Source organism: Streptomyces gottesmaniae (assembly GCF_031845845.1).
GTDB lineage: Bacteria > Actinomycetota > Actinomycetes > Streptomycetales > Streptomycetaceae > Streptomyces > Streptomyces akebiae.
In genome coordinates this window covers 79,636-103,698 of sequence record NZ_JAVRFJ010000005.1, presented here as the reverse complement: position 1 = coordinate 103,698, position 24,063 = coordinate 79,636, and the positions used below count along the sequence as shown (strand labels likewise).

The window sequence follows — 24,063 nt, the reverse complement described above, 5'->3', positions numbered from 1 at the left end:
GGCTAGTCCGGCCCCATTCTGCCCTGCTCCTCACCGGCCGACTCCGGTGACCTCACCTGGAGGGGGTACGGCGGGGGAGTGCCGCCGAACTCCGGGCACACCGCCTGGTGATCGCACCAGCCGCACAGCTTCGTCGGCCGCGGCCGCCAGTCACCGCTCTCCGTGGCCTGCCGGATCGCCTCCCACAGCGCCAGCAGCTTGCGCTCCACCCGCTCCAGATCGGCGACCACTGGGTCGTACGTCAGCACGTCACCGCTGCCGAGATAGACCAGCTGAAGACGGCGCGGCACCACCTGCTTCAGTCGCCACACCACCAGCGCGTAGAACTTCATCTGGAACAGCGCGCCCTCGGCGTACTCCGGTCGCGGCGCCTTGCCCGTCTTGTAGTCGACGATCCGCACCTCGCCGGTGGGCGCCACATCGACCCGGTCGATGATCCCGCGCAGTCTGAGCCCCGACTCCAGCTCCGCCTCCACGAACAACTCCCGCTCGGCGGGCTCCAACCGCGTCGGGTCCTCCAGCGTGAACCAGCGCTCCACCAACCGCTCGGCCTCCGCCAGCCAACGCGCCAGCCGCTCACCCTCGGCATCGTCCGCGAACAGCTCCACGACCTCCGGCCTGCTCTCCCGCAGCCGGTCCCACTGCCCGGGCACCAACGACCTCGCCCGCGGAGCCGTCCGCTCGGCCGCAGGCGCGTCGAAGAGTCTCTCCAGCACCGCGTGCACCAGCGTGCCGCGGGTCGCCGCCTCGCTCGGCTTCTCCGGCAGCCGGTCGATCACCCGGAACCGGTACAGCAGCGGACACTGCATGAAGTCGCTGGCGCGCGACGGCGACAGCGACGCAGGCGGCGCGGCGGCCCGCACGACAGGACGCTCGCCCTCGCCACCCACGGGAACGGCGGGGGTGCCGTCGGTGCTGGTTTCCATGACCACAGACCATACGGCCCACCACTGACAGTGACAGCCACGGCCCCGTACGACCGCCGCCCCGCACCGCACCCGCCGACCCCCGTGTGGCTGGTGCGACGCGGGGGAAAACAGAGGGGGTGCCGAGGCGGAACGCGCCCCGGTGACGGCATAGCATCGACAACAGACCCTTCCGCCCGGCCACCGGGTACGGAAGACGCTTTCGAACAAGGGGACATCGTGGAGACGAGCGGCGGGAGCGGGCAGCCGCGGTCCGACAGCGAGGAGGCGCCCGAGCGCGCCCACCGCGACGCGACCGGAACACCGGCGAACCATGACGCCCCCACCCCGACCGAGCCCCACCCCTCCGCCGACGAGCCCGACGGCACCTCCTCCAAGGACACCCCCGGGACGGCCGCGGCCCCTGCCGCCGACCACGGCGAGGCCCCCGCCGGCGGCGAGGCATCTCATGACGGCGTCACAGCCGATGACGGCCCGACGCCTGACACCGCGACGCCCGCCGACGCCGAGGCGACAGAGCCCCCGAGCCGACCGCCGACGGCCTCGACCCCCGCCGACCCGGACAAGGCACCCGCACCCGCCGACCTGACCAAGACACCCACCCCGGCCGACGAACCGGAGCGCACCGCGAGGTCCACGAGCCCCTTCGCCCGCCCGGACGCCGCACCCAAGCCCCCCGAGCGCCCCAAGGAGCCCGGCGGCGGCATCCTCATGGGCCGTCCCTTCGGCGTGCCCGTGTACGTCGCGCCCAGCTGGTTCCTGGTCGCCGCCCTGATCACCTGGGTCTTCGGCGGCCAGCTCGACCGCGTCCTGCCCGAACTCGGCGCCGCCCGCTACCTCGTGGCCCTGTTCTTCGCCGTCGCCTTCTACGGCTCCGTGCTCGTCCACGAACTCGCCCACACCATCGCCGCCCTGCGCTACAAGCTGCCCGTGCGCCGCATCCAGCTGCAGTTCTTCGGCGGTGTCTCCGAGATCGAGAAGGAGTCCGAGACCCCGGGCCGCGAGTTCGTCCTCGCCTTCGTGGGCCCCCTCCTCTCCCTGATCCTCGCGGGCGTCTTCTACGTCGGCCTGCTGGCCGTCGAGCCGGGCACCGTCCCGGGCGTCCTGCTCGCCGGCCTGATGGTCTCCAACCTGATCGTGGCCGCGTTCAATCTGCTCCCCGGCCTGCCCCTCGACGGCGGCCGCATGCTCCGCGCCGTCGTCTGGAAGATCACCGGCAAGCCCATGAGCGGCACCGTCGCCGCGGCCTGGGTCGGCCGAGCCCTCGCCGTCTCCGTCCTCATCGGACTCCCGCTGCTGACCCAGTCCGGCCTGCTGGGCTCCGCCGCCGAGGACAGCGTCGGCATGGACACCGTCCTGGACGCCCTGCTCGCCGCCATCCTCGCCGCCATCATCTGGACCGGCGCAGGCAACAGCCTGCGCATGGCCCGCCTGCGCGAACACCTGCCCGAACTCCAGGCCCGCGCCCTCACCCGCCGCGCCGTCCCCGTCGAGACCGACACCCCCCTCTCCGAGGCCCTCCGCCGCGCCAACGAGGCCGGCGCCCGCGCCCTCGTCGTCGTCGACCCCGACGGCGAGCCCCTCTCCCTCGTCCGCGAGGCCGCCATCGTCGGCGTCCCGGAACACCGCCGCCCCTGGGTCGCCGTCAGCGGCCTCGCCCAGGACCTCACCGACGGCATGCGCGTCTCCGCCGAACTCGCCGGCGAAGAACTCCTCGACGCCCTCCGCGCGGCTCCGGCCACGGAGTACCTGGTGGTGGAGGACTCGGGCGAGATCTACGGCGTCCTGTCCGCGGCCGACGTGGAACGCGCTTTCGTCAAGGCGATGGCCAGGCCTTCCTGACTCCCGCGCGCGGCGCCCCTCCAGGGCGGGAGGCCCGCACCGTGGTCCTCGGCCCTCCCAAACGCCGGTAGGCTGGTCACATGTCCGAACCGACCGGTGCCGCCCGCCGTCGCGGGCCCTTCAAGGTCGGGGACCAGGTCCAGCTCACCGACCCCAAGGGACGCCACTACACGTTCACGCTCGAAGAGGGAAAGAACTTCCACACCCACAAGGGTTCCTTCCCGCACGACGAGCTGATCGGCGCTCCCGAGGGCAGTGTTGTCCGCACCACGGGGAACGTCGCCTACCTGGCGCTCCGCCCCCTGCTCCCCGACTACGTCCTGTCCATGCCCCGCGGCGCAGCCGTGGTCTACCCCAAGGACGCGGGGCAGATCCTCGCCTTCGCCGACATCTTCCCCGGCGCCCGTGTCGTCGAGGCCGGCGTCGGCTCCGGCTCGCTCAGCAGCTTCCTGCTGCGCGCCATCGGCGACCAGGGCATGCTGCACAGCTACGAGCGCCGCGAGGACTTCGCCGAGATCGCGCAGGCCAACGTCGAGCGCTACTTCGGCGGCCCCCACCCCGCCTGGCAGCTCACCGTCGGCGACCTCCAGGACAACCTGAGCGACACAGAGGTCGACCGGGTCATCCTCGACATGCTCGCCCCCTGGGAGTGCCTGGAGGCCGTCTCCAAGGCCCTCGTCCCCGGCGGCATCGTCTGCTGCTACGTGGCCACCACCACCCAGCTCGCGCGGACCGTCGAGTCCATCCGCGAGATCGGCTGCTTCAACGAGCCGAGCGCCTGGGAGTCGATGATCCGCAACTGGCACATCGAGGGCCTGGCCGTCCGCCCGGACCACCGCATGATCGGCCACACCGGCTTCCTGCTCACCGCCCGGCGCCTCGCCGACGGCGTCGAGCCCCCCATGCGCCGCCGCCGCCCCGCCAAGGGCGCCTACGGCGAGGACTACTCCGGCCCCAACGCCGACGGCGCCTCCGGCCGCTGACCCGACGTACGACGAACGCGCCCTTGACGTGGCCGAGTTCCCCGCAGCGCCCGGGAACTCGGCCACGGCGCTCTCCCGTTGACGCGCACCGAAAAGCTGTGGGAACCACGTACCCCGCCGTTCCACCCCACTGTGACGTGTGGCACCATGCGGGTCATCGCAACCGGCACAGCACCCTCAGGAGACGCTCCTAGTGCAGCAATCCGCCGTCCCGGAACTGGCACACGCGCACACCCGCCCCATCCACTGGCTCGCCACGGCCACCGCCCTCGCCGGCGTCGTCGCCCTGTCGTCCGCCCTCCAACCCGACGCGGCGAGAGCGGCCCAGCCGGCCCCCGCGACCGCCCCGGCCCCCGCCGCCGTGGCGCCCCCCGACCCCACCGAGGTGGACCTCCCGCTCGACTGCGGACCCGTCGGCGTCGTCGTGAAGAAGAAGGGCTCCGCAGACCTCGACGGCGACGGCCGCCCCGAGACCGTGGCCGTCGTCCACTGCGACGCCAGCATGGGCACCCCGCCCGACGGCGTGTACGTGCTCACCCGCTCCACCGACGCCGCGCAGCCCCGGGTCGTCGCCACCCTGGTGAACCCCAAGGACCGCACGACCGTCTCCGACTTCGCCGTCCGTGACGCCGCCGTCACCGCCACCCTGCACGGCTACTCGTCGGACGACGTCCCCAACTGCTGCCCGGACGTCACCGACCTCGTCAAGTGGCAGTGGAAGAACGGGGCGTTCGTGCGCTCCACGCCCGCCGGGGCGCAAAGCGTCTGACATCGGTCGTCCCCAGGGCGAACGAGAAGTGATCACCCGGCAAACCCGGTGTGAGAAAGCAGACACAGGGCGACGCGGAGTGCCTGTCAGGTCACTCCGCGTCAGGCCCGAAGACCTCGACCCTGTCCGAAACGCGACGTACATGGATGCACTCGCCCGGACACTCCTTCGCCGAGTCCACCACATCCGTGAGAAGCGGCAGCGGAACGGGCGTTGTCGCCCCCGGGGCCTGCAGCAACTCGTCTCCCGGACTCTTCACATAGGCCAGTCCGTCGATGTCCAGCTCGAACACCTCGGGCGCGTACTGCACGCAGATACCGTCACCGGTGCAGAGGTCCTGGTCGATCCAGACCTCGAGCGCCTCGCCCGCGGTCCCGGCCTCCTGCTGCACGCTCATCTCTCCTGCCGCCTCACGCGTCGGGTCAATCGTCGAGTCATTCGTCGAGCCGGTCGGGAACGATGCAGGCTCTGACGGGTGTTGAACACTTCGACCCTACCCGGGGCCGCTTCCCAATCATGTTCGGTGGGTATTCCCCTGGCGTGAGGGAGAGCGCAAGGGTGAAGATCGGACACACCCCGACCGTCTTTGTGATCTAGGGGTTTCAATCGACACCCACCCAGGTAGGGTCTGGAAGCGTCCAGCTCCCCTTGGAGGAGGTGAGGACCGTGGCAGCCCACGACGACGACATGAACCGCGGCATCCGCCCGGGACGAGGGTCCGACGACCCGGCCGGGCAGATTGCCTATCTTGAGCAGGAGATCGCCGTCCTGCGACGCAAGCTCGCCGACTCTCCGCGACACACGAGGATTCTCGAAGAGCGGATCGTCGAGCTGCAGACCAATCTGGCCGGCGTGTCCGCACAGAACGAGCGGCTCGCCAACACGCTCCGTGAGGCCCGCGACCAGATCGTGGCCCTCAAGGAGGAAGTCGACCGGCTCGCACAGCCGCCGGCCGGCTTCGGTGTCTTCCTCACGGCGAACGAGGACGGCACGGCCGACATCTTCACCGGAGGCCGAAAGCTCCGGGTGAACGTCAGCCCCAGCGTCGACCTGGAAGAGCTCCGGCGCGGCCAGGAAGTGATGCTCAACGAAGCCCTCAACGTGGTCGAGGCCATGGAGTACGAGAGCGTCGGCGACATCGTCACCCTCAAGGAGATCCTCGAGGACGGCGAGCGCGCCCTCGTACAGGGGCACACCGACGAGGAACGGGTGGTGCGGCTCGCCGAGCCCCTGCTGGACATCACCATCCGCCCCGGCGACGCCCTCCTGCTCGAACCCCGCTCCGGCTACGTCTACGAGGTCGTGCCCAAGAGCGAGGTCGAGGAACTCGTCCTCGAAGAGGTCCCCGACATCGGGTACGAGCAGATCGGTGGCCTCGGCAACCAGATCGAGATGATCCGCGACGCGGTCGAGCTCCCCTATCTCTACCCGGACCTGTTCAAGGAGCACGAACTGCGCCCGCCCAAGGGTGTCCTGCTCTACGGACCCCCCGGATGCGGCAAGACGCTCATCGCCAAGGCCGTGGCCAACTCACTGGCCAAGAAGGTCGCCGAAGTCACCGGCCAGGCCCAGGGCAAGAGCTTCTTCCTCAACATCAAGGGCCCCGAGCTCCTCAACAAGTACGTCGGCGAGACCGAGCGACAGATCCGCCTCGTCTTCCAGCGTGCGAGGGAGAAGGCCAGCGAGGGCACCCCCGTCATCGTCTTCTTCGACGAGATGGAATCCCTCTTCCGCACCCGCGGATCCGGTGTCAGCTCGGACGTGGAGAACACCATCGTCCCGCAGCTGCTCGCCGAGATCGACGGCGTGGAAGGCCTGCAGAACGTCGTGGTCATCGGCGCCTCCAACCGCGAGGACATGATCGACCCCGCCATCCTGCGCCCCGGCCGGCTCGACGTGAAGATCAAGATCGAGCGCCCGGACGCCGAAGCGGCCAAGGACATCTTCCAGAAGTACCTCACCGAGCGTCTCCCCCTCCACACGGACGACCTCGGCGAACACGGCGGCTCCAAGACCACCACCGTCCAGAGCATGATCCAGACGGCAGTGGAACACATGTACGCCGAATCCGAGGAGAACCGCTTCCTGGAGGTCACCTACGCCAACGGCGACAAGGAAGTCCTCTACTTCAAGGACTTCAACTCCGGCGCCATGATCGAGAACATCGTCGGCCGTGCCAAGAAAATGGCGATCAAGGACTTCCTCGACAAGAACCAGAAGGGTCTCCGCGTCTCCCACCTGCTCCAGGCCTGCGTGGACGAGTTCAAGGAGAACGAGGACCTGCCCAACACCACCAACCCGGACGACTGGGCCCGAATCTCCGGAAAGAAGGGCGAACGGATCGTCTACATCCGTACGCTGATCACCGGAAAGCAGGGCGCCGACACCGGACGCTCCATCGACACGGTGGCGAACACCGGACAGTACCTGTAAAACACAGGGCGGCTGCGGGTGCCCTCAGTGGGTACCCGCAGCCGACTGTTTTCCAGGGACAAGCCGGAGCGAGGCAATGACGCAAATGATCTCCCCACCAGCGCGAAGCCGTTCTAGGCTCGTTCGTACCGCCGAGTCGCGCAGTGCGGGGACGGGCACCGCACACGCACCGGAGCGCCAGCGGTACTTGAGCAGCGTCCCCGACCGAGGACGCCGCCGGGCAAGGAGGGCCGCATGACCGTACGGCGAGTAATGGGCATCGAGACGGAGTACGGGATCTCCGTCCCCGGCCACCCCAATGCCAATGCCATGCTCACCTCGTCCCAGATCGTCAACGCCTACGCAGCGGCGATGCACCGGGCCCGCCGGGCCCGCTGGGACTTCGAGGAGGAGAATCCGCTGCGGGACGCGCGAGGCTTCGACCTCGCCCGCGAGGCCGCCGACTCCAGCCAGCTCACCGACGAGGACATCGGCCTCGCCAATGTCATCCTCACCAACGGCGCGCGGCTCTACGTCGACCACGCCCACCCCGAATACAGCGCACCCGAGGTCACCAACCCCCTGGACGCCGTCCTCTGGGACAAGGCCGGCGAGCGCATCATGGCCGAAGCCGCCGACCGCGCCGCCCAGCTCCCCGGCGCCCAGCCGATCCACCTCTACAAGAACAACACCGACAACAAGGGCGCCTCCTACGGCACGCACGAGAACTACCTGATGAAGCGGGAAACCGCCTTCTCGGACATCGTGCGCCACCTCACGCCGTTCTTCGTCTCCCGCCAGGTCTTCGCCGGCGCCGGCCGCGTCGGCATCGGCCAGGACGGCCACGAGCACGGCTTCCAGCTCAGCCAGCGCGCCGACTACTTCGAGGTCGAGGTCGGCCTGGAGACGACGCTGAAGCGCCCCATCATCAACACCCGCGACGAGCCCCACGCGGACGCGGAGAAGTACCGCCGCCTCCACGTGATCATCGGCGACGCGAACCTGTCGGAGATCTCCACCTATCTGAAGCTGGGCACGACAGCCCTGGTCCTGTCCATGATCGAGGACGGCTTCATCGCCGTCGACCTCGCCGTCGACCAGCCCGTACGCACCCTCCACCAGGTCTCGCACGACCCGACCCTGCAACGCCTGGTCACCCTCCGCAGCGGGCGCACCCTGACCGCCGTACAGCTCCAGATGGAGTACTACGAGCTGTCGCGCAAGTACGTGGAGGAGCGGTTCGGGGCGGACGCGGACGATCAGACCAAGGACGTCCTGAGCAGGTGGGAGGACACCCTCAACCGGCTCGAGAACGACCCGATGAGCCTCTCCGGGGAACTGGACTGGGTCGCCAAGCGAGAGCTGATGGAGGGCTACAGGCGCCGCGACGACCTCGACTGGGACGCCGCCCGGCTGCACCTCGTCGACCTGCAGTACGCCGACGTGCGCGCCGAGAAGGGCCTCTACAACCGTCTCGCGGCCCGCGGCAAGATGAAGCGGCTCCTGACCGAGGCGGACGTCGACCGGGCCCGTACGAAGCCGCCGGAGGACACCCGCGCGTACTTCCGCGGCCGCTGTCTGGAGCAGTACGCGGACGACGTCGCGGCGGCCTCCTGGGACTCGGTGATCTTCGACCTCCCGGGCCGGGACTCGCTCCAGCGCGTCCCAACCCTCGAACCGCTTCGCGGAACGCGAAATCACGTCAAGGAGCTCCTGGACCGCTGCCGCACGGCGGAAGACCTGGTCAGGGTGTTGTCCGGGCACTGAACCGGGCTTCAATCGTGATCAGCCGAGCAGGGTGGAAACACCGCCGTCCGGGAATCATCGAGGTGGCCCCCGGACGTTGTGGAAACGACGGGGCCAATGTCGGACCCGGCTTGTAGGGTCTGATCATCACCGATCGGCAGGAAAGCCGACCTGCCGACCATGTCGGGCAAACAGAGCGGGGTGAGGGTTATGGCGACCAAGGACACCGGCGGCGGCCAGCAGAAGGCCACCCGTTCCACGGAGGAGACCGAGGCGGCGCCGGAGGCGCAGGCCTCGGAGGACCTCAAGGAACGCCAGGAGAAGCTGAGCGACGACGTCGACTCCGTGCTCGACGAAATCGATGATGTGCTCGAAGAGAACGCAGAGGATTTCGTGAGGTCATTTGTTCAGAAGGGTGGCGAGTGATTTCACCTTTGATTCAAAGGTGAAATCGGGGGAAGCTCGGATTGAACGAAGAGATTGAGGCGAGGTGTTGCTCGCGGTGCAGGCAGGACCTGCCGCGCACGGCGTTCGCGAGCAACAAGTCCATGCCGGATGGCCTCCAGGCGTACTGCCGGGAGTGCTCTGCCGAGTACTACCGGCAGCGCCAGGAAGCCAAGGGGAAGAAGGTCCGGGCGAAGGTCCCGGTACCGCCGGGACACAAGCGGTGCCCGCAGTGTGAAGACGTGAAGCCTCACTCGGGGTGGGAGCGCAACAAGTCGTCTTCTGACGGCTGGGCCAGCTACTGCCGTGAATGCCGCGCTGAACGAAATCGGATCAGCTACTTCAAGCGCAAGTACGGTCTCACGCCAGCCGAGTTGGACGTGATGATCGCCGAGCAGCATGGCATCTGTTGCATCTGTCTTGCTGCCCCCGCCGAACATGTGGATCACTGCCACGAGACGGGTAGGGTCCGAGGCGTACTGTGCTTCAGCTGCAACGCGGCGCTGGGGCAGTTCAAGGATCGGCCCGACGTCATGAGGCGGGCTGCGACATATCTGGAAGGAAACGCGTGGAAGCCAACACTCGTAGCACCGGGCGTCTACCAGCTGCCTTCCTGACGCCTGGGTCGTCGTCCTTCATGGACTTCCTGTCGGACCACCAGCCGGAGCTGCTCCCCGGCAAGCGGCAGCTGCCGCCGACCCAGGGCGTCATCGAGGCCCCGCACGGAACGACGATCGTCGCCGTGACGTTCCCCGGCGGCGTGGTGCTCGCCGGTGACCGCCGGGCCACGATGGGGAACATGATCGCGCAGCGGGACATCGAGAAGGTGTTCCCGGCGGACGAGTACTCGGCGGTGGGCATCGCCGGTACGGCCGGTCTGGCCGTGGAGATGGTGAAGCTGTTCCAGCTGGAGCTGGAGCACTTCGAGAAGGTGGAAGGCGCCCAGCTCTCCCTGGAGGGCAAGGCGAACCGGCTGTCCACCATGATCCGTTCCAACCTCGGCATGGCCATGCAGGGTCTGGCCGTCGTCCCGCTCTTCGCCGGTTACGACGTGGACCGCGAGAAGGGGCGCATCTTCTCCTACGACGTGACGGGCGGCCGTTCCGAGGAGAGCGGCTACGCGGCCACCGGCTCCGGCTCGATCTTCGCGCGCGGGGCCATGAAGAAGCTCTTCCGTGCCGACCTCACCGAGGACGAGGCCACCACCCTGGTGATCCAGGCCCTCTACGACGCGGCAGACGACGACTCGGCCACCGGTGGCCCCGATGTCGCCCGCCGGATCTACCCCATCGTCACCGTGATCACCGAGGACGGCTTCCGCCGTCTCACCGACGAGGAGTCCTCCGAGATCGCCCGCTCGATCCTGGAGCGGCGTCTGGAGCAGCCCGACGGCCCCCGCGCCGCCCTGCTCTAGCCGGTCCGGTCGACGGCCCTCTTATCAAGGTGATCCAGTGACTTCGACAGAAAGGGACGGATAACCGGTGTCGACGCCGTTCTATGTCTCACCCCAGCAGGCGATGGCCGACCGGGCGGAGTACGCCCGCAAGGGCATCGCCCGTGGCCGCAGCCTGGTCGTGCTGCAGTACGCCGACGGCATCGTGTTCGTCGGCGAGAACCCGTCCCGCGCGCTGCACAAGTTCAGCGAGATCTACGACCGGATCGGCTTCGCGGCCGCCGGCAAGTACAACGAGTACGAGAACCTGCGGATCGGTGGTGTGCGCTACGCCGACCTTCGTGGGTACACCTACGACCGTGACGACGTGACCGCCCGTGGTCTCGCCAACGTGTACGCCCAGACGCTGGGCACGATCTTCTCCTCGGCGGCCGAGAAGCCGTACGAGGTGGAGCTGGTCGTGGCCGAGGTGGGGGAGACCCCCGAGGGTGACCAGATCTATCGGCTGCCGCACGACGGTTCGATCGTCGACGAGCACGGTTCGGTCGCGGTCGGTGGCAACGCCGAGCAGATCAGCAGCTATCTGGACCAGCGGCACCAGGACGGCATGTCCCTGGCGGAGGCGCTGAAGCTCGCCGTCCAGGCGCTGTCGCGCGACACCAACGGCACGGAGCGGGAGATCCCCGCCGAGCGTCTGGAGGTGGCGGTCCTGGACCGTACGCGTCCGCAGCAGCGCAAGTTCAAGCGCATCGTCGGCCGTCAGCTCGCCCGTCTGCTGGAGGTGGGTGGCGCCACCACGGAGGCGGAGAGTTCCACGGAGGACGAGGACGAGTAGCCCTTGCGGCTCGTACTGCCCTGCCCGTAGTGCGCCCCGGCCGGCACAGGCCGGGGCGCGCGGCGTTCCGTGTCGTTCGCGGAGGCGTCGTTCGCGGAGGTGGCCGAGGGTGCCGTGGCTCAGGCCCCTGCCCGGGCCGTGGAGCCCCGTACCACCAGGTGCACCGGGATGTCCCCCTCCGTCGGCGTGCGCCCGTCCAGGACGGCCAGCAGCGCTTCCATTCCCCGTTCCCCGAACAGCTCCGAGTCGAGCCGCACGGTGGTCAGCTCGGGATCGAGTGCCGTGGCGAGGGCGAGGTCGTCGAGGCCGGTCACGGACACGTCCTCCGGGATGCGCAGTCCCAGTCGCCGTACGGCCTTGTAGACCCCGGCCGCCAGCTTGTCGTCGTCGCAGACCACCGCGGTGGGACGTCCTTGGGCGCCGCCGGTTTCGGTCAGGGCCGCTTCGGCGGCGGCCAGTGCTCCCTCGATGGAGATCGGCGCGGCGGCCGTCCGCAGGGACGCGCCCGGCACCGAACCCACCCGTGCGGCCAGCTCCCGCGCGCGGACGTGGAAGGTCCAGGAGGGGATGTCCGCGGCGAGATGCAGGAAGTCGCGGTGCCCCAGGGCGAGCAGGTGTTCGGCGACCTGTCGGACGCCGTCGCGGATGTCGAGGTTGACCGTGGCGGCTCCGAGGCTGCCTTCGGGGTCGCTGTCCAGCATGACGAGGGGTAGTTGGTCGCCCCGGATGGCGGTGAGCGCGTCCGCGGCCATGGACGAGGCGATCACGCCGTCGAGGGCGGCCTGGGCGGAGGCGAAGGGGTCGCGGGCGGGGCCGACGCCCTCGGGGGAGGGGTACAGGACCACGCCGAAGCCGTGTCGGGCGGCGACGCGCGCGGCGCCGGTGTAGACGCCGGCGAAGAACTCGGTGGTCAGGGCGGGGACCACCAGCAGGACGGTGCGGGTGCGGCCGAGGCGGAGGTTGCGGGCGGCGAGGTTGGGCCGGTAGCCGAGCTCGCGCGCGGCCTGCCGTACGCGTTCCGCCGTGGTCTCGGAGACGCGGCCGCGCCATTTGTCGCCGAGGACGAGTGAGACGGCGGCCTGGGAGACGCCGGCGGCCTGGGCGACGTCACGGCTCGTGGGCCGTGTACTACCTCGTGCCACCGTCGGCCTGCTCCCTCGTCTGGACTCGTGGTCAGGGCACATGGTACGTATGACGGGAGACGTTATACGTAACACGTCGCTCGCGAGAGCCCGTCGAGAGGCAGGACATGGCCGCCGGATACCTCGAGATCCTCAGGACGCGGCACGCCGCCCGGCTGCTCGCCGGAACGCTGGTGGGCCGGCTGCCGAACGCCACCGCCGCCATCGCGATCGTGCTCTTCGTCCGCGCGGAGGGCGGCACCTACAGCCTCGCGGGCGCCCTGGCGGCCGTGTACGGGCTGGCCAACGCCGTGGGTCAGCCGCTGCTGGGGCGGCTGGTGGACCTGTACGGCCAGCCGCGGGTGCAGCTGCCGGCGGCGGTCGTCTCCGCCCTCGCCATGGTCGTCTTCGCGCTGTCGGGGCTGGAGACGCTTCCGGTGGCCTATCTCGCCATGGCGGTCGCGGGGCTGTGCACGCCGCCTCTGGAGGGCGGGCTGCGGGCCCTGTGGTCCTCCGTGCTGCGCAAGGAGGAGCAGGTGCACACGGCGTACGCGATGGACGCCGTGGCCCAGGAGGTCATGTTCACCGTCGGGCCGCTGCTGGTGACGTTGTGCGTGGCCCTGTGGTCGGCGTCGGCCGCGCTCGTCGTGCTGAGTGCCGTCGGGGTGCTCGGGGCGCTGTGGGTGGTCGTCTCGCCGCCCTCGCGGGCCTGGCGCTCCGCCCCGCGCGAGGCCCACTGGCTGGGCGCGCTGCGCTCGCCCGGACTGCTGGCGCTGCTGGGCGCGTTCCTCTTCGTCGGTGTCGCGCTCGGCTCGATCACCGTCGCCGCCGTGTCGTACGCGGACGGTCACGGCGGGGACGCGGTGTACGGATGGCTGATGGCGGGTGTCGGGCTGGGGGCGCTCGTGGGAGGCGCGGCGTACGGCGCGCGGCGGTGGAGCGGTGCGCCGGAGCGGCGTCTGCAGGTGCTGGTGGCGCTGCTGGCGGTGTGCTACGTGCCGCTGACGCTGATGCCGGGTCCGGTGGGGATGACGGGGCTGACGACACTCGCGGGAGTGTTCCTGGCGCCGGCGATCGCGTGTGTGTTCGTCCTCGTGGACCGGCACGCGCCGCGGGGCACGGTCACGGAGGCGTTCTCCTGGATCGTGACGACGTTCACGGTGGGCCAGTCGGTCGGCACGGCCGTGACGGGGCCGGTCGTGGAGTGGGGCGGGACGCTGTGGGGGTTCGTCGTGCCGGGTGCCGCGGGGGCCGTGTCGTTGCTGGTTCTGCTGGCCACCGGTCGGGTTCTCGCTGCTCCCTCCGCGGGTGCGGTGGTTGCGGTCTCATCGGAAAATGATCCAAACCGTGCTGTCGAACCCCGTTTCAGCTCGGTGGATCGGGCGTAATGTTCAGTCATGGACCGCCGCATTTTCGGGCTGGAGAACGAGTACGGCGTCACGTGCACGTTCAGGGGACAGCGCCGTCTGTCTCCTGACGAGGTGGCGCGGTACCTCTTCCGCCGTGTCGTGTCATGGGGCCGCAGCAGCAATGTGTTTCTGCGGAACGGGGCCCGCCTCTATCTCGACGTGGGCTCACATCCGGAATACGCGACACCCGAATGTGACAACGTGACCGAACTGGTCACTCACGACAAGGCCGGCGAGCGCATTCTCGAAGGACTGCTGGTCGACGCCGAACGCCGCCTGCACGAGGAGGGAATCGCGGGCGACGTCTACCTCTTCAAGAACAACACGGACTCGGCGGGCAACTCATACGGTTGCCATGAGAACTATCTGGTGGCGCGGCACGGGGAGTTCTCCCGTCTCGCCGACATCCTGATTCCGTTCCTCGTCACCCGGCAGTTGCTGTGCGGCGCGGGCAAGGTGCTGCAGACCCCGCGTGGTGCGGTGTACTGCGTGAGCCAGCGCGCGGAGCACATCTGGGAGGGCGTCAGCTCGGCGACCACCCGCTCCCGGCCGATCATCAACACCCGTGACGAACCGCACGCGGACGCCGAGCGGTACCGCCGTCTCCACGTCATCGTGGGCGACTCGAACATGTCCGAGACGACCATGCTGCTCAAGGTCGGTGCCACCGACCTGGTGCTGCGCATGATCGAGGCGGGCACGGTCATGCGTGACCTCACCCTGGAGAACCCGATCCGGGCGATCCGCGAGGTCAGCCATGACATCACCGGCCGTCGCAAGGTGCGGCTGGCCAGCGGCCGGGAGGCCTCCGCGCTGGAGGTGCAGCGCGAGTACTACGAGAAGGCCGTGGACTTCGTGGAGCGCCGCGGCATCCGTACGGGCACCGTCGAGCAGGTCCTGGAGCTGTGGGGCCGCACGCTGGACGCGATCGAGGCGGAGGACCTCGACCGGATCGGTACCGAGATCGACTGGGTGATGAAGTACAAGCTCATCGAGCGGTACCGGGCCAAGCACAACATGACCATGTCGCATCCGCGCGTCGCGCAGATAGACCTCGCGTATCACGACATCCACCGCCGTCGTGGCCTCTACTACCTGTTGGAGAGGAAAGGTCAGGCCGCCCGCATCTGCAATGACTTGAAGATCTTCGAGGGCAAGTCGGTTCCGCCGCAGACCACTCGGGCCCGGCTGCGCGGTGACTTCATCCGGCGCGCGCAGGAACAGCGTCGGGATTTCACGGTCGACTGGGTGCATCTCAAGCTCAACGACCAGGCGCAACGCACGGTGTTGTGCAAGGACCCGTTCCGTTCGGTGGACGACCGGGTGGAGAAGCTGATCGCCGGAATGTGAGCCGGAATGTTCCGGGCTCGATTGTCGGAACGCAACGCGGGGCGCCGTACGTTTGCCGTACGGCGCCCTTCTCACGCCGTAGAGTTGCGCGCACGCCATCCGACAAGATCGACCGATACGAGGCCTTCACCGTGCGCCGACGCTCACTCCTCATCGCTGTTCCCGCTGGACTGGTCACGCTCGCCGCCTGTGGTGACAGCGAGTCAGACTCGGCCAAGGCCAGCAGCAGCCCGTCCGCGTCGGCGAGCGGGGCGAAGCCGCCGAAGATCGTGGACGGTCCGCTGCCGGCGATCACGGCCGGTGTGAAGTTCGACGAGAAGCCGACCGTCGCGAAGGGCAGCGGGGATCCGTCGAAGGACCTGGCGGTGAAGACGGTCATCGCGGGCAGCGGCAAGACGGTCGCCGAGGGCGACTACGTCCAGGCGAACTACCTGGGGCAGATCTGGTCCACGGCGAAGGTCTTCGACAACTCCTACGACCGTAAGACGCCGCTGGTCATCCAGCTTGCCCCACAGGGCATCATCGACGGCTGGCGCTATGCGCTGACCGGCAAGAAGGCCGGCAGCCGGGTCCAGATGGCCGTGCCGCCGACCTGGGGCTACGGCCCGGACGGCAACGCGCAGGCGGGGATCAAGGGCACCGACACGCTGGTCTTCGTCGTCGACGTGCAGGACACCTTCAACGCCAAGAGCTCGGCGAAGGGCACGAAGGTCGCGCAGGACGATGTGGACCTGCCGAAGGTGGGCACCAACACCGACGGCAAGGCGCCCTCCATCGAGGTGCCGAAGGTCGACCCGCCGAAGAAGCTCGTCGCGAACTACATCCTCGAGGGCGACGGCCCCGAGGTCGGTGCGGACGACAGCCTGCTGGTGCAGTACAAGGGCGTGCTCTGGGACACCGGCAAGGAGTTCGACTCCTCGTACAGCCGGGAGGCGCTGAGCTCGTTCGGGCTGAAGCAGGTCGTCAAGGGCTGGTCGCAGGGCATGACCGGCAAGAAGGTGGGCAGTCGCCTCCTCATCGTCATCCCGCCGGAGCTGGGTTACGGGGACACGCCGCCGAGCGGCAGCGACATCAAGAAGGACTCCGTGATGGTGTTCACCGTGGACATCCTCGCGAAGATGTGAACCCCGGGGATGCGAGACTGTCCGCGTTGCCTCGTTCGTACACAAGCAGGAGCCTGAAGACGTGAGCATTGACAAGCCCGAGATCGACTTTCCCGAGGGCGAGCCGCCGGCGGACCTGGAGATCAAGGACATCTGGGAGGGCGACGGCGAGGTGGCCCAGGCGGGCCAGACCGTCACCGTGCACTACGTGGGTGTGTCCTACTCCACCGGTGAGGAGTTCGACGCCAGCTGGAATCGTGGGACGCCGTTCCGGTTCCCGCTCGGTGGCGGTCGTGTCATCAAGGGATGGGACCAGGGTGTGCAGGGCATGAAGGTCGGTGGCCGTCGCCAGCTGACCATTCCGGCCCACCTCGCCTACGGGAACCAGAGCCCGACCCCGGCGATCAAGCCCGGTGAGACGCTGATCTTCGTGGTCGACCTCCTCGGGGTCTGATCTGTCGGATGCCGGGTCCGCGGCGACCGTGCCGTGACCGGTCCCGACTGTCTTGGGTCCATGCCTTTTCGGGCATGGGCCCTCGGCTTTTGCCGCGACGCTTCGTAGCGGTACGGTCGTGCCGCGGAAACACCCGGAGGAAGGGCGTCGATGGCCATTGCCAAGGCCGAGCGGTTGATGAACCTGGCGCTGTGTCTGCTGGGGACGCGCCGGCCGCTCAGCAAGCGCGAGCTGCGGGATTCGATCGAGGCGTACGTCGAGGCCGCCGGGACGGGAAGCGGCGCAGCCGGCAGCGACGACTCCTTCAACCGCATGTTCGAGCGCGACAAGGACGATCTGCGCGAACTCGGCCTGGTCATCGAGACGGTGGAGAACCTCGACGGCGAGGTCGGCTATCTGGCGCGCCGCGACAGCAACAGCCTCCCGCCGATCACGCTCGACGCCGAGGAGGCCGCGGCCCTCGGTCTCGCCGCGAAGGTCTGGCAGCAGGCCCGCCTCGCCGGGGCCGCGAGCGGTGCCCTGCAGAAGCTGCGCGCGGCCGGGCTGCCCGAGGGAGTCGACCCGTACGAGGCCCATGGGGCCCTGGAGCCGCGCATCCCGGTGCACGAGGCCGCCTTCGAGCCGCTGATGCTGGCCTGCCGTGACCGGCGCCCGGTCGTGTTCGAGTACCGCAAGGCGACCGCCGCGCGCCCCGAGCCCCGCCATGTCGAGCCGTGGGCGCTGGAGTGCTGGCGCGGTCACTGGTATCTGGCCGGCTTCGACCGGGACCGGGGTGCGGAGCGGGTCTTCCGGCTCTCCCGGATCACCGGCAAGGTCCGCAGCCGGGGTGCGGCCTTCACCGCCGAGGTCCCCGACGTCGTCACCGTGCGGGAGACGGTCGCGAGCTGGGCGGGGGAGACCGCCGACCGCTCCGCGCTGATCCGGCTGCGTTCCGGCGCCGGCTACCCGCTGCGGGCGAAGGCCTCCCTCGTACGGGAACTCGGGGACGGCTGGGACGAGTTGGAGATTCCGTACGGGCACGGTCTGGATGCCTGGCTGGTCGAGTTCGGGCCCGACGTGGTGGTCCTGGAGCCCGCCGAGCTGCGGGCCGACGTGGTGGACCGGCTGCGTGCCGTGGCCAAGGGTTGAGGGGGACGTAGGAACGTGGTGGGAAAACCGGCCCGGCCGGCGAACGCCATCGATCAGACTCGGCGGATGCTCTCCCTGGTGACGTATCTGCGGGAGCGGCCCGGAGCCCGGATCGAGGACGTCGCCCGTGCCTTCGGGATCACCGAGGACGAGCTGGTCTCGGACCTCGATGTGCTGCCCATGTGCGGGACCAGTTTCCGCGGTGGTGACCTGCTGGACATCGACACCGACGGCGAGCGCATCTGGTGGCACAACCCGGCAGCCCTGGGCGCGGAGGCCGCCGAGCCGCTGAGGCTGGCCGCCGACGAGGCCACGGCCCTGCTGGTGGCCGCCCGCGCGGTCGCCACGCTGCCCGGGCTGCGCGAGAGCGACCGGCAGGCCCTGCTGCGGGCCACCGCCAAGGTCGAGACCGCGGCCGGGGAGGCGGCGGGCGCCAGCTCACGGCTGTCGGTCACCTTCGAGGCCGAGGGCGGGGTCTTCGCGGACGTCGACCGGGCCATCTCGGAGCGTCGGCGGCTGTGGATCCGCTACTACTCGCCCGCCCGGGACGAGGTCACCGAGCGCGAGATCGACCCGATCCGCCTGGTCAGCGTCGGCCACACCTATGTCGAGGCCTGGTGCCGCCGCTCCGAGGCCCGGCGGACGTTCCGGCTGGACCGGGTCGCCGAGATCAAGATCCTCGACGAGCCGTCCGCGCCGCCCGAGATCGAGCTGCGGGACCTGTCGGAGGCGCTGGTGCAGCCGGCCGCGGAGGACCCCGAGGTCGTCGTCGAGGTCGGTCCGGGCGGGCGCTGGGTGGCCGAGTACTACCCGCACGACAGCGCCGAGGAGCTGCCGGAGGGCGGGCTGCGCATCACTCTGCGCACCCCCGACCCCGCCTCGCTGCGGCGTCTGGCGCTGCGGCTCGGGCGCGACGGCCGGATCGTCTCCCCGCAGGACCTGGCCGACGCTGCCCGCCGGGCGGCCCGTGAGGCGCTGGCGGCCTACGACGAGGCTGTGACGACGACGGGACCGTGACGGGCGGGCCGCGTGACCTCGGGAGCGCGGGACCGTGACGGTGGGGCGCGACGACGACGTACGACGACGTACGACCGGAAAAGGGAGATGCGAGGGCTGTGAGCGGCGGGTCGGTTGTGTCGGGTGTGAAGTCCGGTGTGAAGTCCGGGGTGCAGGAGATCCAGGAGATCCGGGAGATGACCGTCGCGGTCGCGTTCGCGGGGATGAGGAAAGCGGTCGACGTGGTGTTCCGTGCCGGCTGCCCCGACTGCCGGGCCAACTTCGAGCTGGGCGCGAGCGCGCTGCGTCTCGCCATCGGCGCCACCAGCAAGACCACCTTCTACTCCTTCACCTGCCCCGAGTGCGGCACCGCCGTTCGCAAGCCGGCCGGCGAGCGCATCGTCGAGCTGCTGACCGGGGGCGGCGTGCGGACCCTCAGGCTGCATTCGGCGGGGTAGGGCAAGGGGCTAGGGTCGGCTCATGTTCTGGGCGATGTTCGCGGTGGCTGTCGGTTTCGTGGGGCTGGTCGTGCTCGGGGTGCTGGCCGTGCGGGTCTTTCTGGAGGCTCGGCGGCTCGGTGCGCAGGTGACGGAGTCGGCGCGGAGGATCAGCCGGGCCGCGGAGGATCTGGAGCGGGCGACGGCGAGCGCGGCCCGCTCCGTGGACGCTCTGTGAGGTGCGGCCGAGGCCCCTGTGAGTTGACAGCGCGGTGCGTTTTGCGCCACTTCGCCCTGTCACCTTCTCACCTTGGCCAGGTACGCTGCCTGTCGCGGCGCGGAGAACGAGGCCCGGGTCGCGAATCGGGAGTACGCACGGGGATTGCCCAGCGTTCACCCCTGAGCGTTACGATCGCTGCCAGTACGATCGTTCGGACACTTGTCCGACCGGTCGGACAGCCCCCACCCGCCGCCTCGGTGAAGAAGGTAGACAGCTATGGGTAGGCTCGGCCCCACCGAGATCATTCTGATCCTCGTCGTCATCATCCTGCTGTTCGGTGCGAAGAAGCTTCCGGACATGGCGCGCTCGCTGGGCAAGTCCGCCCGCATCCTCAAGAGCGAGGCCAAGGCCATGAAGTCGGACGGCCAGGACGACACCACCGCGGCGGCCGCGCCTCCGCACGCCGGCAGCGACGCTCCGGCCCAGCGCACCATCCAGGCCGCCCCCGGCGACGTGACCAGCTCGCGCCCGGTGAGCGAGCCGACGGACACCACCAAGCGCTGACGCAAGGCCGGATCAGACTTCCGGCCTGCCGCACGAGATGAGGACGTGGGTTGCTCAAGTCTGCCCGCAACAAGGAGAAGGATCCCGAGGGGCGGATGCCCCTCGTGGAGCACCTTCGCGAGCTCCGCAACCGGCTGGGCAAAGCGCTCCTGGCCATCATCGTGGCCTCTGTGGTGGGTCTGGTCTTCTACCAGGAGATCATCAACTTCCTCACCCGGCCGGTCCAGGAGTCCGTCGGGTGCACGCGCGACTTCACCGAGCTCGCCAAGGAGAGCACCGGAGCCTGCGGCAACATCACGATGTCGGGTCTGATGGGTCCGTTCACGCTGATGATCAAGGTGTCCCTGACGGCCGGTGTGGTCATCGCGAGCCCGGTCTGGCTCTATCAGCTGTGGGCCTTCATCGCGCCCGGCCTGCACCGGCACGAGAAGCGCTACTCGATGGCCTTCGTGGCGGCGGGCTTCCCCCTGTTCATGGTGGGCGCCTACTTCTCGTACCACGTGCTGCCCGCGGCCGCCGAGGTCCTGCTGGACTTCACCCCTGACAACGCCGTCAACCTGCTGCCCCTGGACGAGCTGCTGGACCTCGTGACCCGCATGGTCATCGTCTTCGGCCTCTCCTTCGAGCTGCCGCTCGTGCTCGTCATGATGAACATGACCGGCATGGTCACCGGCCGCCGGATGCTGGGCTGGTGGCGGGCCATGATCATGGGTGTCACCGTGTTCGCCGCGTTCGCCACCCCGACCGTCGACCCGGTCTCGATGCTCTCGCTCGCCGCGCCGATCATCCTGCTGTACTTCGTCGCCACCGGGTTCTCCCTGATGAACGACAAGCGCAGGCGCCGGCGCGATGCGCTCGGCCCCGCCGACGACGAGGCCTCCGAGCTGGATCTCACCCCCGAGGACATCGGCGAGATCGAGACCGTGTCCGTGAGCAAGGCGCTTCCCGCGCAGACCGAGCCCGAGCGGGAACGGATCAACGGGTACGACGACGTGACCTGAGCACCGGCGGCGCATGACACGAAGCGGCGCCACGACGGCGGACGGTCCTCATCTCGACGGTGCCACGATCCGGATAATGATCGTCCTGTTGTCAGTGGGGCCCGGTACGCTCGAAAGCACGATGACAGAGGATCTCTCACCGGCCGAGCGGTACGCGGCAGCACGTAGGCGCGCTGCCGAGCAGGCCACCGCGCTCGCCTCCTTCCGCGAGATGTACGACTTCGGTCTCGATCCCTTCCAGATCGAGGCCTGCCAATCGCTGGAGGCGGGCAAGGGCGTCCTGGTGGCCGCCCCGACCGGCTCGGGCAAGACGATCGTCGGCGAGTTCGCCGTCCACCTCGCCCTGCTCCAGGGCAAGAAGTGCTTCTACACGACACCCATCAAGGCCCTGTCGAACCAGAAGTACGCCGACCTGTGCCGCCGTCACGGCGCCGACAAGGTCGGTCTGCTCACCGGTGACAACAGCGTCAACTCCGACGCCCCCGTGGTCGTGATGACCACCGAGGTGCTGCGGAACATGCTGTACGCGGGTTCCCAGACCCTCCTCGGCCTCGGGTACGTGGTCATGGACGAGGTGCACTACCTCTCCGACCGCTTCCGGGGCGCGGTGTGGGAAGAGGTGATCATCCATCTTCCCGAGTCGGTCACCCTCGTCTCCCTCTCGGCCACCGTGTCGAACGCGGAGGAGTTCGGCGACTGGCTGGACACCGTGCGCGGCGACACCGACGTGATCGTCTCCGAACACCGGCCGGTGCCGCTGTTCCAGCACGTGCTCGCCGGACGGCGGATGTACGACCTGTTCGAGGAGGGCGAGGGCAACAAGAAGGCCGTCAACCCGGACCTGACCCGGATGGCGCGGATGGAGGCCAGCCGGCCCTCCTTCCAGGACCGCCGTCGCGGCCGCTCCATGCGCGAGGCCGACCGTGAGCGCGAGCGCAGACAGCGGTCGAGGATCTGGATCCCGAGCCGGCCCGAAGTCATCGAACGGCTCGACTCCGAAGGTCTGTTGCCCGCCATCACCTTCATCTTCAGCCGCGCCGCCTGCGAGGCCGCCGTCCAGCAGTGCCTGTACGCGGGACTCAGGCTGAACGACGACGAGTCCCGGCACAAGGTGCGCGCCCTCGTCGAGGAGCGCACCGGCTCCATTCCCCGCGAGGACCTCCATGTCCTCGGCTACTACGAGTGGTTGGAGGGCCTGGAGCGTGGCATCGCGGCCCACCACGCGGGCATGCTGCCGACGTTCAAGGAGGTCGTCGAGGAACTCTTCGTACGTGGCCTGGTCAAGGCCGTGTTCGCCACCGAGACCCTCGCGCTCGGCATCAACATGCCCGCCCGCTCGGTGGTGTTGGAGAAGCTCGTCAAGTGGAACGGCGAGCAGCACGCCGACATCACCCCCGGTGAGTACACCCAGCTGACGGGGCGGGCGGGCCGGCGCGGCATCGATGTCGAGGGCCATGCGGTGGTGTTGTGGCAGCGGGGCATGAACCCCGACCACCTCGCCGGGCTCGCCGGCACCCGTACGTATCCGCTGCGCTCCAGCTTCAAGCCGTCGTACAACATGGCGGTCAACCTGGTCGAACAGTTCGGGCGGCACCGCTCGCGCGAGTTGCTGGAGACCTCGTTCGCTCAGTTCCAGGCCGACAAGTCGGTCGTCGGGATCTCCCGGCAGGTGCAGCGCAACGAGGAGGGCCTCGAAGGCTACCGGGAGTCCATGACCTGCCACCTCGGGGACTTCGACGAGTACGCGCGCCTCAGGCGGGAGCTCAAGGACCGCGAGACGGAGCTGGCCAAGCAGGGGGCCGCGCAGCGGCGCGCCGAGGCCGCCGTCGCGTTGGAGAAGCTGAAGCCCGGGGACGTCATCCACGTGCCGACGGGCAAGTACGCCGGGCTCGCGCTGGTGCTGGACCCCGGGCTGCCCGCCGGGCGGTCCAACGGCCACCGGGGGTTCGAGCACCACGACGGGCCGCGTCCGCTGGTGCTGACCGCCGAGCGGCAGGTCAAGCGGCTGGCGTCGATGGACTTCCCGGTGCCGGTGGAGGCGTTGGAGCGGATGCGGATCCCGAAGTCCTTCAACCCGCGTTCGCCGCAGTCCCGCCGGGATCTGGCGTCGGCGCTGCGCACCAAGGCCGGGCACCTGGTGCCGGACCGGCACCGCAAGCGGCGGGCCGCCGCCGCGGACGACCGCGAGATCGCGCGGCTGCGCACCGAGTTGCGGGCGCATCCGTGCCACGGCTGCGACGAGCGCGAGGACCACGCGCGGTGGGCCGAGCGGTACCACCGGCTCAAGCGGGACACCGCGCAGCTGGAGCGGCGTATCGAGGGCCGCACGAACACCATCGCGCGGACCTTCGACCGGATCGTCGCCCTGCTCACCGAGCTGGACTACCTGCGGGGTGACGAGGTCACCGAGCACGGCAAGCGGCTCGCCCGGCTGTACGGCGAGCTGGACCTGCTCGCCAGTGAGTGTCTGCGGGCGGGTGTGTGGGAGGGGCTCGGGCCGGCGGAGCTCGCGGCGTGCGTCTCGGCCCTGGTCTACGAGGCCCGCGTGGGGGACGACGCGATGGCGCCGAAGCTGCCGTCCGGGAACGCCAGGGCCGCGCTGGGCGAGATGGTGCGGATCTGGGGGCGGCTGGACGCGCTGGAGGAGGAGTTCCGGATCACGCAGAGCGAGGGGGTCGGGCAGCGGGAACCCGACCTCGGCTTCGCCTGGGCCGCGTACATGTGGGCTTCGGGGTCGGGGCTCGACGAGGTGTTGCGTGAGGCGGAGATGCCGGCGGGTGACTTCGTGCGGTGGTGCAAGCAGGTGATCGATGTGCTGGGACAGATCTCGGCGGCGGCGCCGGCCGGGTCGACCGTGGGCAAGAGTGCGCGTAAGGCTGTGGACGGGGTGTTGCGGGGGGTTGTGGCTTACTCGTCGGTGGGGTGAGGGT

23 protein-coding genes are annotated in these 24,063 nt (G+C 69.4%); 20 read left to right on the top strand and 3 right to left on the bottom strand.

Features of this window, described 5'->3' with window-relative positions; genetic code table 11:
- Positions 1–2: 2 nt before the first annotated feature.
- A complete protein-coding gene (locus RM704_RS07920; RefSeq protein ID WP_033531655.1) occupies positions 3–926 on the bottom strand; it encodes a RecB family exonuclease in 924 nt (307 codons plus the stop codon).
- A gap of 219 nt (positions 927–1,145) precedes the next feature.
- Between RM704_RS07920 and RM704_RS07915 the strand changes: the two genes are divergently transcribed.
- From RM704_RS07915 to RM704_RS07905, 3 genes are all read left to right on the top strand, one after another.
- On the top strand, positions 1,146–2,768 hold the full coding sequence (locus RM704_RS07915; RefSeq protein WP_033531656.1) for a site-2 protease family protein: 1,623 nt from the start codon (positions 1,146–1,148) through the stop codon (positions 2,766–2,768).
- Between the two features lie 80 nt (positions 2,769–2,848).
- Positions 2,849–3,751 (top strand): tRNA (adenine-N1)-methyltransferase, encoded by a 903-nt coding sequence (locus tag RM704_RS07910; RefSeq protein ID WP_033531657.1) that lies wholly within the window; start codon positions 2,849–2,851, stop codon positions 3,749–3,751.
- A gap of 193 nt (positions 3,752–3,944) precedes the next feature.
- A complete protein-coding gene (locus RM704_RS07905) occupies positions 3,945–4,520 on the top strand; it encodes a hypothetical protein (protein ID WP_033531658.1) in 576 nt (191 codons plus the stop codon).
- Positions 4,521–4,611: 91 nt separating this feature from the next.
- Here the strand turns inward: RM704_RS07905 and RM704_RS07900 are convergent, their stop codons facing one another.
- Positions 4,612–4,917 carry a ferredoxin gene (locus RM704_RS07900; protein ID WP_033531659.1) on the bottom strand — a complete coding sequence of 102 codons (306 nt, stop codon included), beginning with the start codon at positions 4,915–4,917 and terminating at the stop codon, positions 4,612–4,614.
- Positions 4,918–5,186: 269 nt separating this feature from the next.
- Between RM704_RS07900 and arc the strand changes: the two genes are divergently transcribed.
- The 6 genes from arc (at position 5,187) to prcA (ending at position 11,350) form a co-directional block, all read left to right on the top strand.
- Positions 5,187–6,953, top strand: coding sequence for a proteasome ATPase (arc, locus tag RM704_RS07895; RefSeq protein ID WP_033531660.1), 1,767 nt, complete (start codon positions 5,187–5,189; stop codon positions 6,951–6,953).
- Between the two features lie 234 nt (positions 6,954–7,187).
- A complete protein-coding gene (gene dop / locus RM704_RS07890) occupies positions 7,188–8,699 on the top strand; it encodes a depupylase/deamidase Dop (RefSeq protein ID WP_369015702.1) in 1,512 nt (503 codons plus the stop codon).
- A gap of 189 nt (positions 8,700–8,888) precedes the next feature.
- Positions 8,889–9,104: a ubiquitin-like protein Pup gene (locus RM704_RS07885; protein WP_005485230.1), complete on the top strand. Its 216-nt coding sequence runs from the start codon at positions 8,889–8,891 to the stop codon at positions 9,102–9,104.
- 41 nt (positions 9,105–9,145) lie between these two features.
- On the top strand, positions 9,146–9,739 hold the full coding sequence (locus RM704_RS07880; RefSeq protein ID WP_033531662.1) for an endonuclease VII domain-containing protein: 594 nt from the start codon (positions 9,146–9,148) through the stop codon (positions 9,737–9,739).
- Positions 9,691–10,536: a proteasome subunit beta gene (prcB, locus tag RM704_RS07875; protein ID WP_033531663.1), complete on the top strand. Its 846-nt coding sequence runs from the start codon at positions 9,691–9,693 to the stop codon at positions 10,534–10,536. Before RM704_RS07880 ends, prcB begins: the two co-directional genes overlap by 49 nt.
- 67 nt (positions 10,537–10,603) lie before the next feature.
- Positions 10,604–11,350 carry a proteasome subunit alpha gene (gene prcA, locus RM704_RS07870; RefSeq protein WP_033531664.1) on the top strand — a complete coding sequence of 249 codons (747 nt, stop codon included), beginning with the start codon at positions 10,604–10,606 and terminating at the stop codon, positions 11,348–11,350.
- A gap of 119 nt (positions 11,351–11,469) precedes the next feature.
- On the opposite strand, the gene RM704_RS07865 is transcribed toward prcA, so the two are convergent.
- On the bottom strand, positions 11,470–12,492 hold the full coding sequence (locus tag RM704_RS07865; RefSeq protein WP_033531665.1) for a LacI family DNA-binding transcriptional regulator: 1,023 nt from the start codon (positions 12,490–12,492) through the stop codon (positions 11,470–11,472).
- 107 nt (positions 12,493–12,599) lie between these two features.
- Here RM704_RS07865 and RM704_RS07860 point away from each other — a divergent pair, with 107 nt between their 5' ends.
- The 11 genes from RM704_RS07860 to RM704_RS07810 all read left to right on the top strand — a co-directional run bounded on the left by RM704_RS07860 (position 12,600) and on the right by RM704_RS07810 (position 24,059).
- Positions 12,600–13,859: an MFS transporter gene (locus tag RM704_RS07860; protein WP_033531666.1), complete on the top strand. Its 1,260-nt coding sequence runs from the start codon at positions 12,600–12,602 to the stop codon at positions 13,857–13,859.
- A gap of 9 nt (positions 13,860–13,868) precedes the next feature.
- Positions 13,869–15,230: a Pup--protein ligase gene (pafA, locus tag RM704_RS07855; protein ID WP_033531667.1), complete on the top strand. Its 1,362-nt coding sequence runs from the start codon at positions 13,869–13,871 to the stop codon at positions 15,228–15,230.
- A gap of 131 nt (positions 15,231–15,361) precedes the next feature.
- Positions 15,362–16,354, top strand: a complete 993-nt coding sequence (locus RM704_RS07850) for an FKBP-type peptidyl-prolyl cis-trans isomerase (protein ID WP_033531668.1) — start codon at positions 15,362–15,364, stop codon at positions 16,352–16,354.
- Between the two features lie 61 nt (positions 16,355–16,415).
- Entirely contained in the window at positions 16,416–16,787 is a 372-nt protein-coding gene (locus RM704_RS07845; RefSeq protein WP_033531669.1) for an FKBP-type peptidyl-prolyl cis-trans isomerase, read from the top strand.
- 150 nt (positions 16,788–16,937) lie between these two features.
- Positions 16,938–17,915 (top strand): helix-turn-helix transcriptional regulator, encoded by a 978-nt coding sequence (locus RM704_RS07840; RefSeq protein WP_033531670.1) that lies wholly within the window; start codon positions 16,938–16,940, stop codon positions 17,913–17,915.
- 15 nt (positions 17,916–17,930) lie between these two features.
- On the top strand, positions 17,931–18,932 hold the full coding sequence (locus RM704_RS07835; protein WP_107072433.1) for a helix-turn-helix transcriptional regulator: 1,002 nt from the start codon (positions 17,931–17,933) through the stop codon (positions 18,930–18,932).
- A gap of 176 nt (positions 18,933–19,108) precedes the next feature.
- A complete protein-coding gene (locus tag RM704_RS07830; protein ID WP_033531740.1) occupies positions 19,109–19,369 on the top strand; it encodes a hypothetical protein in 261 nt (86 codons plus the stop codon).
- Positions 19,370–19,391: 22 nt separating this feature from the next.
- The gene (locus RM704_RS07825; protein ID WP_033531672.1) at positions 19,392–19,586 is read left to right on the top strand and encodes a hypothetical protein; all 195 of its coding nucleotides are present in this window, start codon (positions 19,392–19,394) and stop codon (positions 19,584–19,586) included.
- A 258-nt stretch (positions 19,587–19,844) separates the two neighbouring features.
- The gene (tatA, locus tag RM704_RS07820; protein ID WP_033531673.1) at positions 19,845–20,132 is read left to right on the top strand and encodes a Sec-independent protein translocase subunit TatA; all 288 of its coding nucleotides are present in this window, start codon (positions 19,845–19,847) and stop codon (positions 20,130–20,132) included.
- 50 nt (positions 20,133–20,182) lie between these two features.
- The gene (tatC, locus tag RM704_RS07815) at positions 20,183–21,133 is read left to right on the top strand and encodes a twin-arginine translocase subunit TatC (RefSeq protein ID WP_033531674.1); all 951 of its coding nucleotides are present in this window, start codon (positions 20,183–20,185) and stop codon (positions 21,131–21,133) included.
- 76 nt (positions 21,134–21,209) lie between these two features.
- Positions 21,210–24,059 carry a DEAD/DEAH box helicase gene (locus RM704_RS07810; RefSeq protein WP_033531675.1) on the top strand — a complete coding sequence of 950 codons (2,850 nt, stop codon included), beginning with the start codon at positions 21,210–21,212 and terminating at the stop codon, positions 24,057–24,059.
- Positions 24,060–24,063 lie beyond the last annotated feature (4 nt).

What these genes read in the sequence shown, in the direction of transcription:
- RM704_RS07920 (WP_033531655.1), bottom strand. Translation starts at nt 926, where the DNA reads ATGGAAACCAGCACCGACGGCACCCCCGCCGTTCCCGTGGGTGGCGAG.
- RM704_RS07910 (WP_033531657.1), top strand. Translation starts at nt 2,849, where the DNA reads ATGTCCGAACCGACCGGTGCCGCCCGCCGTCGCGGGCCCTTCAAGGTC.
- RM704_RS07900 (WP_033531659.1), bottom strand. Translation starts at nt 4,917, where the DNA reads ATGAGCGTGCAGCAGGAGGCCGGGACCGCGGGCGAGGCGCTCGAGGTC.
- dop (WP_369015702.1), top strand. Translation starts at nt 7,188, where the DNA reads ATGACCGTACGGCGAGTAATGGGCATCGAGACGGAGTACGGGATCTCC.
- RM704_RS07885 (WP_005485230.1), top strand. Translation starts at nt 8,889, where the DNA reads ATGGCGACCAAGGACACCGGCGGCGGCCAGCAGAAGGCCACCCGTTCC.
- RM704_RS07860 (WP_033531666.1), top strand. Translation starts at nt 12,600, where the DNA reads ATGGCCGCCGGATACCTCGAGATCCTCAGGACGCGGCACGCCGCCCGG.
- pafA (WP_033531667.1), top strand. Translation starts at nt 13,869, where the DNA reads ATGGACCGCCGCATTTTCGGGCTGGAGAACGAGTACGGCGTCACGTGC.
- RM704_RS07840 (WP_033531670.1), top strand. Translation starts at nt 16,938, where the DNA reads ATGGCCATTGCCAAGGCCGAGCGGTTGATGAACCTGGCGCTGTGTCTG.
- RM704_RS07830 (WP_033531740.1), top strand. Translation starts at nt 19,109, where the DNA reads ATGACCGTCGCGGTCGCGTTCGCGGGGATGAGGAAAGCGGTCGACGTG.
- RM704_RS07825 (WP_033531672.1), top strand. Translation starts at nt 19,392, where the DNA reads ATGTTCTGGGCGATGTTCGCGGTGGCTGTCGGTTTCGTGGGGCTGGTC.
- tatA (WP_033531673.1), top strand. Translation starts at nt 19,845, where the DNA reads ATGGGTAGGCTCGGCCCCACCGAGATCATTCTGATCCTCGTCGTCATC.
- RM704_RS07810 (WP_033531675.1), top strand. Translation starts at nt 21,210, where the DNA reads ATGATCGTCCTGTTGTCAGTGGGGCCCGGTACGCTCGAAAGCACGATG.